The organism is Corallococcus aberystwythensis (assembly GCF_003612165.1).
GTDB lineage: Bacteria > Myxococcota > Myxococcia > Myxococcales > Myxococcaceae > Corallococcus > Corallococcus aberystwythensis.
This window is the reverse complement of sequence record NZ_RAWK01000002.1, coordinates 61,210-73,898: the sequence shown is the minus strand read 5'-3', so window position 1 is coordinate 73,898 and position 12,689 is coordinate 61,210. Positions and strand designations below refer to the sequence as shown.

The window sequence follows — 12,689 nt, the reverse complement described above, 5'->3', positions numbered from 1 at the left end:
GCTCGCGTTCCGCGCGGGCCCGGCTCCAGACCATCTGCAAGGAGAGTTTCCGTGGCTCGTTATACCGCGAGCGCCTGCCGTATCTGCCGGCGCGAGAACCTGAAGATGTACCTCAAGGGCGACCGTTGCTACACGGACAAGTGCGCCATCGAGCGCCGCCCCTATCCCCCCGGTCAGCACGGCCAGGGCCGCGTGAAGTTCTCCGGCTACGGCGTGCAGCTGCGCGAGAAGCAGAAGGTCAAGCGCATGTACGGCCTGCTCGAGAACCAGTTCCGCGGGTACTACCACCGCGCGTCCGCGGCCAAGGGCAAGACGGGTGAGAACCTGCTGCAGCAGCTGGAACTCCGCCTGGACAACGTGGTGTTCCGCATGGGCTTCGCGGACACGCGCAACGAGGCGCGCCAGCTGGTGCGTCACGGTCACTTCCAGGTCAACGGCCGCCGGGTGAACATCCCGTCGTTCTCCGTGAAGCCGGGCAGCGCCGTGGAAGTGGTGGAGAAGAGCCGCAAGGTGCTCCGCATCTCCGAGGCGCTGGAGACGGTGGACCGCCGTGGCGTTCCCCAGTGGATCGACCTGGACAAGAAGGCGTTCAAGGGCACGGTCAAGACGGTCCCGAACCGCGAGGACCTGACCATGCCCATCCAGGAGCAGCTCATCGTCGAGTTGTACTCGAAGTAGTCCTGGGTGCCGGGCCCGCTGTACCGGGCCCCCCCGCAGTGGACGCCCTGGCCGACGAGGCCGGGGCGTTGTTGCTTTGTCGCCTGGAAGGCGCGTCCTGCGCGCACCGGGCGAGGTTGTTACGCAGTCCCCCCGCGTGCCCGTCCTCCCGCCACCCTGGCGGGGATGTGGGTGATGGCGCACGACAAGAGGAGCAGTCCCCATGGCCGATACGTTTGTTGCGAAGAACTGGCGCGACCTCATCAAGCCGCGCCGCATGGAAGTGGACCAGGACTCGCTGAGCCCCACGTACGGCAAGTTCGTGGCGGAGCCGCTGGAGCGCGGTTTCGGGACGACGCTGGGCAACTCGCTGCGGCGGGTGCTGCTGTCGTCGCTGCAGGGCGCGGCCATCACCTCCGTGAAGATTGAGGGCGTGGACCACGAGTTCACGACCATCCCCGAGGTGGCCGAGGACGTCACGGACGTCGTGTTGAACCTGAAGGAGGTCCTCCTCCGGATGCACACGAACGAGACGAAGACGCTGCGCATCGAGGTGGAAGGCCCCAAGGAAGTGAAGGCGGGCGACCTCATCGCGGACCAGGACGTGGAGATCCTCAACCCGGGTCACCACATCTGCACCGTGTCCGAGGGTGGCAAGGTGCGCATGGAGCTGTCGTGCCGCCGGGGCCGGGGCTACGTGCCTGCGTCCACCAACAAGGTGGCGGGCGCGCCCATCGGGACCATCCCCATCGACTCGCTCTTCTCGCCCATCCGCAAGGTGAACTACCAGGTCACCAACGCGCGCGTCGGTCAGGTCACGGACTTCGACAAGCTGTCGCTCGAGGTCTGGACGGACGGCTCCGTGGTTCCCCAGGATGCGGTGGCGTACGCGGCGAAGATCATCAAGGAGCAGCTCACGGTGTTCGTGAACTTCGACGAGACCGAGGAGCCGGTCGTCGCCGAGGCGCCGAAGGAAGAGGCGAAGCTCAACGAGAACCTGTTCCGCTCGGTGGACGAGCTGGAGCTGTCGGTGCGTTCGGCCAACTGCCTGCAGCAGGCGAACATCAAGTCCATCGGTGACCTGGTCCAGCGCACCGAGGCGGAGATGCTCAAGACGAAGAACTTCGGCCGCAAGTCTCTGAAGGAGATCAAGGAGATCCTCGCGGAGATGGGCCTGTCCCTGGGCATGAAGCTGGAGAACTGGCCGCCGAAGAACGCGCCGGCTCCCGCAGCCCCCAAGGCCTGAGCGTTTTCGTTTCCCTGAAGCACCTGCCCCGCCTCCCACCGACACGGCTTCACGGTGGCGTGGGGCAGGGGGCCCTGGTACACAGGGCCCGATTCAACGGCGTCCCCCGTGTCGGGGCCGTCCTTCCCACCCGGTACCTGATACGGCCGGAGTGGTGGGGCTCTCCAGAAGAGGCCCCGGAGCACGCGCATGCGCCATAAGGTCGGACAAAGGAAGCTGCACCGCACCACGAGCCACCGTCTCGCGATGCTGAACAACATGGTCACGTCGCTGCTGGAGCACGGGGCCATCCGCACCACCGTTCCCAAGGCGAAGGAAGTCCGTCCGCTGGCCGAGCGCATCATCACGCTCGCCAAGCGCGGTGGCCTGTCCAACGTGCGTCTTGCCGCCCGCACCGTGAAGGACCGCACGGTCCTCCAGAAGGTGTTCAGCGAGTACAAGGAGCGTTACGCCTCCCGTCCGGGTGGCTACACCCGCATCGTGCGCCTGGGCTTCCGCCGGGGCGACGCCGCGGAGATGGCCCTCATCGAGCTGGTGGACCGTCCCGCGAAGGCCCCGGCCGCCGCTGAGACGACCGAGGCTCCCGCCGAGGCGCAGACCGAGGGTTGAGCCGTTCCCCGCGCCCGGGCCTCACGTGAGTGAGGCCTGGCCGGGATGAAGAAGCACCGAGGGCGCCTTCCTGCTTCAGGAGGGCGCCCTTCGTGTTTTCCGGAAGCTGGGGACTTCTCGCGGCGGCTATTTCTTCGGCGCGCGAAGGCGGTTCCATTCCTCCTGGAGGGAGGGCGTGAGGTCGGCGTTGTCATCCGCGCTCTTCATCGTCAGCGCCTGGAAGCGGAGGTCCGCGGGCGCGGAACCGCCGTTCTTCCCCAGCAGCTGCTTGGGCGTGATGGTGACGAAGTTGCCGGGCTGCACTTCCGCCACCACCGCCTTGTACTCGTTGTTCACGGTGATGATGACGTCGCGCCAGACGTCCTGGCTCTCGTTCCAGATGGTGACGGAGGGCCGGTCCAGCTTGTCGCTGAGCACCAGGCGCGCGTCCATGTCACCCGTGTCCATGGAGCTTCCCGGACACGCGATGCCCAGGCTGGCGACGGACAGGACGAGCCACCCCGCGACGATGCCGGCCTTGTACTTGAAGAAGCGGTCGCTCGCGCGGAAGTCCGCGAACTGCTCCTTCAGGATGGAGAAGCCGTTGAGGAGGACGTTGGACGTCTCCGCGGCGACGCGCTTGCCCAGGGGGCCTTCCGCCTTGGGCTTCTCCAGCGGGGCCGCGCGGGCGGCGCTCACGGCGCGCATTCCGGGGCTGGTGGCCGCCCGGGGCTGGGTGCCGGGATTGGACGGCATCCGAGGCGGCGGGGTGCTGGGAGGGGCGGGTTTGCGCGCGTCGCTCATCGGAGGCGGAGTGTAGAGGGCAGGGTGCGCCGGTGGCTACTGGCCCTTGAGCACTTGCAGGGCCTTGCTGGCCACCGCGTTGTCGGGCTGGGTCTCCAGCACCTTGCCCAGCCAGCGCTCCGCTTCGCTCACGGCCTTCTGGCGCTCTTCGGGGCGGCGGGCCTTCTGGGCCTCGTCGGTGTAGAGCAGGCCCAGGCGCAGGGCGAACTCGGTGTTCTCCGGGTCCTTGTCCGCCACGTACTTGAGCTCGCGCTGGGCGGCCGCGTAGTCACCTTCCAGCTGGTACACGAGCGACAGCTTGCCGCGCGCGGGCGCGGAGTCCGGCGTCAGCGTCACCACCACCTGGAAGGCCTCCTTGGCGGGGGCCAGGTCGCGGGATTCCAGGCGCAGGTCACCCAGGCGGAACCAGGCCAGTTCCAGGAGCGGGTTGAGCGTCACGGCCTTCTCGAAGGCGGCGCGGGCCGCGTCCGTGCGCTGGCGCGACAGGTACAGCTCCCCCAGGTAGAGCTGGTTCTTGCCGTCCTGGGGGGCGCGCTCGATGGCCTGCTTGAACTCGTCCACGGCGCGCCCGGCGTCATCCAGTCGTTGGTAGGCCAACCCCAGCAGGGCGTGCACCACGGCCAGGTCCGGGTAGTCGTGGAGGATCTCCTCGAAGGCGATGAGGGCGTGCTGGGGCGCGTCCATTTCGTGCAGGAAGCGCATGCCCTCCTCGAGCTTCGCCTCCGCCGCCTTGGGGAAGTTCTGGAATGGATCCGCCAGCTGGTTCATCAGCGCCCGCGCGGTGGCGACCTCCGAGGGGGTGGGGTTGCCACGCACGACGGTGCCCAGGGCCTCCACGGCGCCCGCAGCGTCCCCCGTGCGGGCCAGGGCCTTGGCCAGGGGCAGCTTCCAGCCCGCGCGCTCCGGGGCCAGCTCCACGGCCTTGCGCAGCGGCCCCAGCGCGGCGGCGTACTGTTCCGACTCGAGGCGCGCGACGCCGAGGCGGTAGTGGAACTCCGCGGTGGTGGGGGACAGCGCGATGGCGCGCTCGAAGGCGGCCACGGTGGGGGCGCCCGCGTCCCGAGCCCGCGAGAAGAGCGTCAGGCCCAGCATGTACTGGTCCACCGCGCGCTCGTTCTTCGCGATGGCCTGGCGCAACTCCTCCGCCCAGGCATCCGCGCGGCCTGCCTTCACCTGGGCCTCGGTGAGGGCACGGGCCACGTTCACGTCATCCGGTGTGCGCGCGTGCAGCTCCTTCAGGAGCTTCAAGGCTTCTTCCGGCTGGTTCCCGTCCAGGTATGCGCGCGCCTGGGCCTGGGGCGACAGCGCGGGCGCCTGGGCCTGGCCGTGGCCGCAGCCGGTGGCGAGCAGGCTCAGGCCCAGGAGGGCGGCGGGCCAGCGGAGCGTGCGGAGGCGGTTCGGGGTCGGGTGCACGGGGAGCTCAGGAGGCCTTGGAGGTGACGGTGGAGACGCGCTGGGCGACGCCCTCGCGGTTCGGCGCGGCGACGGCCGTGTCGGGGTCACCGCCCTTGCCACCCATGGAGAGGCTGTCGGCGATGATCTGCGCGCGCACGGCGCGGGCCAGGCCCTCGCGGTCGTTGTCCGCGAAGCCGGTGGTGTCGATGGGGCGGCCAATCTTCACTCGCACGGGGCCCGGCGTGATGTTCCACGAGTTCTTGGGCATGACGTTGTCGGTGCCCTCGATGGTGACGGGGCAGATGGGCACGCGGGCCTTGAGCGCGAGCGCGAAGGGGCCCTTCTTGAAGGGCAGGATGCTGCCATCCGTGGAGCGGGTGCCTTCCGGGTACAGGAAGATGCTGGTGCCCGCGCGGATCTTCCGGGCGGCTTTTTCAAGCGACGCGATGGCGGACGCACGGTCTCCGCGGTTGATGAAGATGTGGCCCGCGATCCAGAGGTACCAGCCGATGAACGGCACGAAGCGCAGCTGCGACTTGGCGACAAAACGGAAGTCTACCGGCACAGCCGCGAAGTGGGCCGGGATGTCGAGCGTGGACAGGTGGTTGCCGACGTAGATGGTGGGCCGCTTCGGGTCGACGTTCTCCCCGCCAATGACCTCCAGCTTCGCGCCCCCGGCCCACAGGAGCACGGGCGACCAGATCCTCCGGGCGACCACCACCGAGCGCGACGGGTTGAGCGTCACGAGCATCGCGAGGCAGGCGAGGAAGAAACAGACAAACGACCACACCGTAACCACCAGGATGCACCACAGCTTGCGCAGCATGCGTCGCCTTTCCTCCTACCGGGGGGCTTGAGCTCCGGAAGGGCCCCGGGGGTGCCGCTCACCGGTCGGGCAGCCAGGCGGCTCGGCGCGGGCGCCGGCACGGGCTCCTGGGCGTGCGAAACGGGGCGGGGGCATGCACTTTATCTACCATGGCTCCCCCCGCCATTGTTTCTGGTGAATGCCGCTCGCCGGGGTTACAAGCAAGGGTGGCGTGGCCAGGAAAAAGTTCATCGCCATCGCGGGCAACATCGGGGCCGGAAAGACGGAGCTCACGTCCTTCCTGTGCCGGAAGTACGGCCTCACGCCGTCCTTCGAGCCCAATGACCAGAACCCCTATCTCGCGGATTTCTACAAGGACATGAAGACGTGGGCGTTCCGCTCGCAGCTCTTCTTCCTGACGCACAAGTTCCGTCTGCACCGGGAACTGGAGCGCACACCCGGCACCGTGCTCCAGGACCGGACGCTCTATGAGGACGCGGAAATCTTCGCCAAGAACCTCCACCGGCAGCGGCTCATCGACAAGCGGGACTGGGGGACGTACTGGGAGCTGTACCAGACCATCTCCCAGTCGCTCCGGCCGCCGGATTTGATGATCTACCTGCGCTGCCCGGTGGTGACGTTGAAGGAGCGCATCCGCCTGCGCGGGCGCGCCATGGAGAAGGACATCCCGACCGCGTACTTGAAGCGCCTCAACGCCCTCTACGAGGAGTGGTTCGGGGGCTACTCGCTGTCGCCGGTGCTGGTGCTGGGGACGGACAAGCTGGACTACCTCACCGACCTGGTGGACCGCGTGGACCTCTTTCGACAGATAGAGAAGCACCTGTGAAGGAGGTCTACGTCCTGGCCACCGAGCAGCCCGTGCCCCCCACCCTGGACGCGCTGCGCGCGGCGTTCGCCACGGACGAGGTGGAGTTCGTGCCGCACGAGGGCGACTGGGGCTTCACCGTGCGGGCGGACGGTTCGGAGGTGAAGGTGGTGCTCAAGCCCCTGAGCGACGGTCGCCCTCGCGTCCCCCAGGAGCTGTTCAGCGGCAGCCCGGAGGCCTTCGCGCGCGTGGAGAAGGCGCAGGCCTGCTACGCGTTCCTCCTGGAGCCGGGCGGCGCGCAGCCCACGCTGCCCGTCTTCGAGGCGCTGTGGACCGTGCGCACGCTGATGGAGCAGGCGCCGGGCGTGCTCGTGGACCTGACGGCGTTCAAGCTGCACGAGCCCGAGGACGTGGTGGAGATCACGGAGCTGGACTTCGACATCCGCGACCACGTGCACCTGCACGCCATCGAGCTGGCGGAAGGGGACACGCCGCTGTGGGTGCACTCGCACGGGATGGAGAAGTTCGGCGCGCGCGACGTGGAGATCTTCCACCTGGGCGAGGGCGACCTGCTGGCCGCGGAGAGCTTCCTCCACGAGCTGTGCACGGACCTGGCGTTCGCGCAGGGGCCGGCGCTGCGCGCGGAGGTGTCCACCAGCGAGGGCCAGAGCTTCACCCTGGTGCCCTCCGAGGAGGCCCGCGCGAACCTGCTGGGCGTGCCGCTGGATGCCTTCGATGGCCACGAGGGGCTGTTCCTCACGGTGGTGTCGCCGCTGGGCCGCCACAACACGGCGGAGCTCCTGTCCACGTACCGGGAGCGCTTCGCGAAGGAGCCGGCGGAGCAGACCCAGGCCATGCACGAGGAGGCGCAGGCGCTGTTGCCCGCGTTCCTGGCGCGCTTCCAGCGCAAGGGCTTGATGGAACCCCTCACGTTCCTGGTCCGGGCCCCCTTCGAGACGCACCCGGAGGGCGAGGTGGTGGTGGAGAACCTGTGGCTGGAGGCGGTGGCCCGGGACGAGGGCTCCGTCGTGGGCCGGCTGGTGGATGGCGCGGTGCACACGACGGAGTGGCGCAAGGGCGCGCACGTGGAGGTGGAGGAGAAGCAGATCAACGCCCTGGCCATCGCCCGGGAGGGCCGCGCGCTCAACGAGTCCGAGCTGCGGGCCCTCTTGACCGCCGAACGCCCGATGTAGCGCTCCGCGTCCAACCCGACGCGTCTTGCGGGCGCCCCGAGGGGCGCTGCTAGGCTTCCCTTCCGCATGCCGGCACTCCTGCTGCTCACGGGCCCGTCCGCGGGGCGCCGGTACGAAGTCGTCTCCCAGCTGACCCTCGGGCGCAGTCCTTCCTGCGACATCCCGTTGGAAGACGACCAGGTGTCGCGCCGCCACGCGCAGCTGTTCCTGGACACCGTCGCGGGGCAGGTGCGGCTGCGCGACCTGGGGTCCACCAACGGCACGCTGCTCAACGGGCAGCGGCTGGCGCTCCAGGAAGAGGCGGTGCTGCGGCCGGGCGACCGGATGCGCGTGGGCGCCACCATCGCGGTGTACGAGCCGCCGCCGGTGTCCATCGTCGACGAGCCGTCCGGCGTGCACGCCCCGGAGCCGGAGCACGTGCCCATCGAGGAGGTGCTGCCGCACGTGGGCGCGGCCGCGGCGATGTACTCGGCGGGGACGGCGCTGTTGGGGGCCACCAGCGAGGCGATGGTGCTGCGGCGGTTGTCGGAGGAGACGGTGCACGCGCTCAACGCGGACCGTGCCGCGGCGCTCTTGAGCGGGCCGGAGGGGCTTCGCACGGCGGCGGTGTCCGGCGCGGCGTCCGTGGAGGTGCCTCGCGCGCTGGTGCAGGCGGCGCTGGAGCGCAAGGAGTTGGGGCGGACGGACACGGCGCTGTGCTCGCCGCTGGTGGCTTCGGGCGGGATGCCCTTTGGCGTGCTGTACGTGGAGCGCGAGGAGTCGCCGTTCACCGAGGGCGAGGGGCAGTTGCTCGCGTCGCTGGGGCGGCTGGGCGGTGAGGCCTATACGGCGGTGCGCTCGCGCGTCGAGGCGGAGGCGGCGGAGGTGCCCTGGGTGGCGCCGCTGGGGACGTCACGGGCGTTCCGGGGCGTGGTGGAGGAGGCCCGGCGGGCGGCGGGCAGTGCCGCACCCGTGGTGCTGTTCGGCGAGCCGGGCACGGGCAAGGCGCTGCTGGCGCACTTCCTCCACGGGAAGTCTCCGCGCGCGCTGGGGCCCTGGGTGACGGTGGAGTGCCGGCAGTCCCTGGAGGCGGTGGAGGTGGCGCTCTTCGGCCGTGCGGGCGCGCCTGGTCTGCCTCCGGTGACTTCCGCGGTGTTGCGCGCGGATGCGGGCACGCTGCTCCTACGCCACGTGGAGGCGCTTCCCCGGCCTGCGGCGGAGCGGCTGGCGCGGATGCTGGCCCGGCGCGCGGCCCCGGCCCGGCAGGGCGGAGAGGAGCCCGTGGACGTGCGCATCGTCGCGACGAGTGCTTCGCCGGTGTCGCGGCTTGCATCCCGGGGCGAGTTCGACGCGGCGCTGGCGCGGGGGCTCGCGGGCTTCGAGCTGGAGGTGCCACCGCTTCGCGAGCGACGGGGCGACGTGCCGGTCTTGCTGGAGCACTTCGCGCTGCGCGGTGCCCGGCAGGGCGGGCGGGAAGCCCCGGTCCTTGGCCCCGAGGCCCGGCGCCTCCTGGCGGAGTACCCGTGGCCTCAGAACGTGCGCGAGCTGGAGTTGGTGGCGGAGCGGTTGGGGCGCGTGTACGCGGCGGGCCACGTGGGCATTCCGCAGCTGCCTCCGGAGGTGCGCGAGGGCGCGGTGGGGCAGGCGCCTCGCACGTTGCAGGAGCAGGTGGCCCGCCTGGAGCGCGACGCCATCGCGGAGGCGCTTCGCGAGTCCGGCTGGAAGAAGGTCCGCGCTGCGGAGCTCCTGGGCATCAGCCGGCCCACGCTCGACCGGAAGATGGAGGAGTACGGGCTGACGCTGGAGCGGGGGACTCGCGGCTGAGCGGTCAGGCCTTCGTGATGGCAGTGTCCTTGCTGCGGCTGATCAACACGCCGGTGAGGATGAGCGCCGCGCCGAGCGTCTGGAACAGGGTGGGGCGCTCACCGCGAATGGCCCAGGCGGTGAGGGCCGCGACCACGGGGATGCCCGTTCCGTACAGCGTCGTGCGGTTGGTGCCCACCTGCTGCACGCTGCGGAACCACACGAAGTACGCGAGCACCAGCGGCACCAGGGCCGAGTACACGAGCGCCACCCAGCCCGCGGTGCTCACGCTCGATGTATCCATCGCGATGACCTGGGAGGCTCCGGCCAGCACCACGCCCGGTGCTCCCGTGAGCATGGTGATGGCGGTGACGCGCAGCGCGGACACGCCGTTGCCCACCGCGCGCGTGCCCACCGTGTAGATGGCCCAGCACAGCGAGCTGCAGACAATCAGCGCGTCGCCCGTCCACGTCGCCGCGCCCAGGTCCGGGCCTCGCGCTCCAACCACCAGCAGCGTGCCCACCACCGCGAGCGACAGCCCCGCGACCACCGGGCGCCGCAGCCGTTCGACGCCGAGCGCCGCGCCCAGCGCCGCCGTCACCACCGGGCTCACCGCCGTGAGCATTCCGCTGTTGGCCGCCGTGGTCCGCGCCAGGCCTTCGATGAAGAACAGCTGGTACAGCGTGTTGCCCACGAACCCCAGCGCGGTGAGCCGCAGGAAGGTCTTCCACGGCATCGGCTTGTGGCCTTCCACCGCGAACAACACGATTCCCATCGCGAGCGCCGCGAGCCCGAAGCGCAGCGACATGAAGGCCCGGGCCGGCATGCCCTCCAGCGCGTCCTTCACGAGGGTGTAGTTCGTCCCCCAGACGACCACGACGGCGATCATCGCCAGGTCGGAAGCGGAGAGGAGACGGGCAGGTGCTGCGGCCGCGGGCGACGAGGTGCTCACGCGGCGGGGCATAGGGCGCCGTGAGTCCGGATGCAACCGACGGAGCTGCAACGAACCCGCGGCCTGCGCGGCTTCCATGGCCGGCAACCCGTACGCACGGTGCTCCGGCCCCAGAGAAGGCGACGTCGCGCCGACGTTTCCCCACGGCCGTGCTTGTCCGGCCGCCCCGCCCGTGGCGTAAATGCCCGCCCATGGACTTCCGCTATTCGGACGAGGTGCGGCGCGCGAAGGACTCCGGGCTGCCGCTGGTGGCGCTGGAGACGAGCGTCGTCGCGCAGGGCCTGCCGTATCCCGACAACCTGGCCGCCGCTCGCGCGTGCGAGGAGGCCGTGCGCCGCGCTGGCGCCGTGCCCGCGCCCATCGCCCTCGTGGACGGCGAGGTGTGGGTGGGCCTGGAGGACGCCACGCTGCGCCGGCTGGCGGAAGGGAAGGAGAAGCTCCTCAAGGTGGGGTCGCGCGACCTGGCCGTGGCCGTGGCCACCCGCGCCAGTGGGGGCACCACCGTGAGCGCCACGTGTGAGCTGGCCGCGGCGGCGGGCATCCGCGTCTTCTCCACGGGCGGCATCGGCGGCGTGCACCGGGGCGCCTCCGAGCACTGGGACATCTCGCAGGACATCGCGGCGCTGTCGCGCTACCCCGTCGCCGTGGTGTGCGCGGGCGCCAAGTCCGTGTTGGATCTGCCCAAGACGATGGAGCTGCTGGAAACCGCGGGCGTGCCCGTCATCGGCGTGGGCACGAACGAGCTGCCGTCCTTCTACAGCCGTGAGTCCGGCCTCTCCCTGGAGCACCGCGCGGACGACGCGGAGGCGGCCGCGCGCATCGCCCACGCGCGCTTCGACCTGCTGGGGCAGGGCGGGGTGCTCTACACCGTGCCGCCTCCGGCGGAGGCCGCGCTGGCCCGCAACGACGTGGAGCTGCACATCGCGTCGGCGCTGGCGGACGCGGACCGGCAGGGCGTGCGCGGCAAGGCCGTGACGCCGTTCCTCCTGGGCGAGATGGCGAAGCGCACCGGGGGCAAGAGCCTCAAGACGAACCTGGCGCTCCTGGAGAACAACGCGCGCTTCGCGGGGGCGCTGGCCGTGGCCTACGCCCGACTCGCGAAGCGCTGAACGCCGCGCGGGCTGCCTTCAGGCCGTGCGGTGCTGGAACCAGGACACCAGGTCCTCCAGCGCCGCGCGGTCCACGTCGTCGAAGGTGTTCTTGTGCTCGGAGTCGATGTCGAGCACGGCGAGCAGCTCGCGGTTGCGCCCGTACACCGGCACGACGATCTCCGACGCGGAGCGCCCATCGCAGGTGATGTGGCCCGGGAAGGCGTGCACGTCCGCGACCACCACCGACTCACCCTTCGCGGCGGACGTGCCGCACACGCCCTTGCCGAAGGTGATCTCCAGGCACCCGAGCGTCCCCTGGTAGGGGCCCACGCGCAGCAGCTTCCCGGGCGTCACCACCCGGTAGAAGCCCGTCCACAGGTGGCCGAAGGCGTGGTGCAGCAGGCAGCTCATCGTCGCCATCGCGCAGATGTCGTCGTCCACGCCTTCGAGGATGGCGAGCGCGTGCGTCTTCAGTTCCGCGTAGGCCTCGGCTTTGGGCTGACCGCGCAGATCCAGGGTGACTTCGGCCATGATGGGGTCCTCTGTCAGGAATACCTTCCGGCCCCTTCTAACAACCCTCGTGCCCGCTGGCACTGGAGGTCGTGTGGAACCGCTCGTCCTGGATTCGCGAACCCGCCTGCTCGTGCTCACCGGTGCCGGAGTCTCGGCGGAGAGCGGGGTGCCCACGTTCCGGGGCATGAACGGGCTGTGGGAGAACCACCCCGTGGAGGCCGTGGCGTCCCCGCAGGGCTTCGAGGCGAACCCCGCGCTCGTCTGGCGCTTCTATTCGCAGCGCCGGACGGGGGCGGCGGACGTGAAGCCCAACCCGGGCCATGACGTGCTGGTGCGCTGGGAGCAGCACCTGGGCGACCGCTTCCTGCTGGCCACCCAGAACGTGGACGGCTTGCACACGAAGGCGGGCAGCCAGCGCGTGGTGGACATGCACGGGAACCTCTTCCGCACGAAATGCGCGGACTGTGCACGTGAGCCCTTCGCGGACACCTCCGTGCACCCGTCCGGCACGGTGCCGAAGTGCGACGCGTGTGGGGGCCGGCTGCGGCCGGACATCGTCTGGTTCGGGGAGATGCTGAACCCCGAGGACCTGGCGCGCATCGGCGAGTTCATCACGCGCAAGGACGGCACGCGGCTGGTGTTCCTGGCCGCGGGGACGTCCGGCGCGGTGTGGCCGGCGGCGGGCATCGTGGACGAGGTGCGCGCCGTGCGCGGGGACACGTGGCTCGTGAACTACGAGTCCGCCGCGAACACGGAGCGCTTCCACCACTTCGTCCAGGGCCAGAGCGGGCAGGTGCTGCCCACCCTGGCGACGCTCGCCTGAGGCCCGGGGCCCGG

At 70.4% G+C, this 12,689-nt stretch carries 13 protein-coding genes; 8 read left to right on the top strand and 5 right to left on the bottom strand.

Translation table 11 applies throughout. The features are described from left to right. Positions 1 to 51 precede the first annotated feature (51 nt). From rpsD to rplQ, 3 genes are all read left to right on the top strand, one after another. Positions 52 to 678 carry a 30S ribosomal protein S4 gene (gene rpsD, locus D7W81_RS00645; RefSeq protein ID WP_120523530.1) on the top strand — a complete coding sequence of 209 codons (627 nt, stop codon included), beginning with the start codon at positions 52 to 54 and terminating at the stop codon, positions 676 to 678. A gap of 202 nt (positions 679 to 880) precedes the next feature. Further along, positions 881 to 1,903 (top strand): DNA-directed RNA polymerase subunit alpha, encoded by a 1,023-nt coding sequence (locus D7W81_RS00640; RefSeq protein ID WP_120553361.1) that lies wholly within the window; start codon positions 881 to 883, stop codon positions 1,901 to 1,903. 189 nt (positions 1,904 to 2,092) lie between these two features. After that, positions 2,093 to 2,512, top strand: coding sequence for a 50S ribosomal protein L17 (rplQ, locus tag D7W81_RS00635; protein WP_120553360.1), 420 nt, complete (start codon positions 2,093 to 2,095; stop codon positions 2,510 to 2,512). 126 nt (positions 2,513 to 2,638) lie between these two features. Here rplQ and D7W81_RS00630 read toward each other — a convergent pair whose 3' ends face one another. The 3 genes from D7W81_RS00630 to D7W81_RS00620 all read right to left on the bottom strand — a co-directional run bounded on the left by D7W81_RS00630 (position 2,639) and on the right by D7W81_RS00620 (position 5,513). Continuing rightward, the gene (locus D7W81_RS00630; protein WP_244226897.1) at positions 2,639 to 3,199 is read right to left on the bottom strand and encodes a hypothetical protein; all 561 of its coding nucleotides are present in this window, start codon (positions 3,197 to 3,199) and stop codon (positions 2,639 to 2,641) included. A gap of 132 nt (positions 3,200 to 3,331) precedes the next feature. Next, positions 3,332 to 4,708: a tetratricopeptide repeat protein gene (locus tag D7W81_RS00625; RefSeq protein WP_120553358.1), complete on the bottom strand. Its 1,377-nt coding sequence runs from the start codon at positions 4,706 to 4,708 to the stop codon at positions 3,332 to 3,334. Positions 4,709 to 4,715: 7 nt separating this feature from the next. Beyond that, positions 4,716 to 5,513 (bottom strand): lysophospholipid acyltransferase family protein, encoded by a 798-nt coding sequence (locus D7W81_RS00620; RefSeq protein ID WP_120553379.1) that lies wholly within the window; start codon positions 5,511 to 5,513, stop codon positions 4,716 to 4,718. Positions 5,514 to 5,727: 214 nt separating this feature from the next. Here D7W81_RS00620 and D7W81_RS00615 point away from each other — a divergent pair, with 214 nt between their 5' ends. From D7W81_RS00615 to D7W81_RS00605, 3 genes are all read left to right on the top strand, one after another. Further along, positions 5,728 to 6,342, top strand: coding sequence for a deoxynucleoside kinase (locus tag D7W81_RS00615; RefSeq protein ID WP_120553357.1), 615 nt, complete (start codon positions 5,728 to 5,730; stop codon positions 6,340 to 6,342). Continuing rightward, a complete protein-coding gene (locus tag D7W81_RS00610) occupies positions 6,339 to 7,514 on the top strand; it encodes a DUF2314 domain-containing protein (protein ID WP_120553356.1) in 1,176 nt (391 codons plus the stop codon). Before D7W81_RS00615 ends, D7W81_RS00610 begins: the two co-directional genes overlap by 4 nt. A 66-nt stretch (positions 7,515 to 7,580) precedes the next feature. Beyond that, a complete protein-coding gene (locus D7W81_RS00605) occupies positions 7,581 to 9,317 on the top strand; it encodes an FHA domain-containing protein (RefSeq protein ID WP_120553355.1) in 1,737 nt (578 codons plus the stop codon). Between the two features lie 4 nt (positions 9,318 to 9,321). Here the strand turns inward: D7W81_RS00605 and D7W81_RS00600 are convergent, their stop codons facing one another. Then, entirely contained in the window at positions 9,322 to 10,248 is a 927-nt protein-coding gene (locus D7W81_RS00600) for a DMT family transporter (protein ID WP_120553378.1), read from the bottom strand. A 191-nt stretch (positions 10,249 to 10,439) separates the two neighbouring features. Here D7W81_RS00600 and D7W81_RS00595 point away from each other — a divergent pair, with 191 nt between their 5' ends. Next, positions 10,440 to 11,357, top strand: a complete 918-nt coding sequence (locus D7W81_RS00595) for a pseudouridine-5'-phosphate glycosidase (RefSeq protein ID WP_120553354.1) — start codon at positions 10,440 to 10,442, stop codon at positions 11,355 to 11,357. A gap of 18 nt (positions 11,358 to 11,375) precedes the next feature. Here the strand turns inward: D7W81_RS00595 and D7W81_RS00590 are convergent, their stop codons facing one another. Then, on the bottom strand, positions 11,376 to 11,870 hold the full coding sequence (locus D7W81_RS00590; protein WP_120553353.1) for a GAF domain-containing protein: 495 nt from the start codon (positions 11,868 to 11,870) through the stop codon (positions 11,376 to 11,378). Positions 11,871 to 11,943: 73 nt separating this feature from the next. Between D7W81_RS00590 and D7W81_RS00585 the strand changes: the two genes are divergently transcribed. Next, on the top strand, positions 11,944 to 12,675 hold the full coding sequence (locus D7W81_RS00585) for an SIR2 family NAD-dependent protein deacylase (protein ID WP_120553352.1): 732 nt from the start codon (positions 11,944 to 11,946) through the stop codon (positions 12,673 to 12,675). Positions 12,676 to 12,689: the final 14 nt, after the last annotated feature.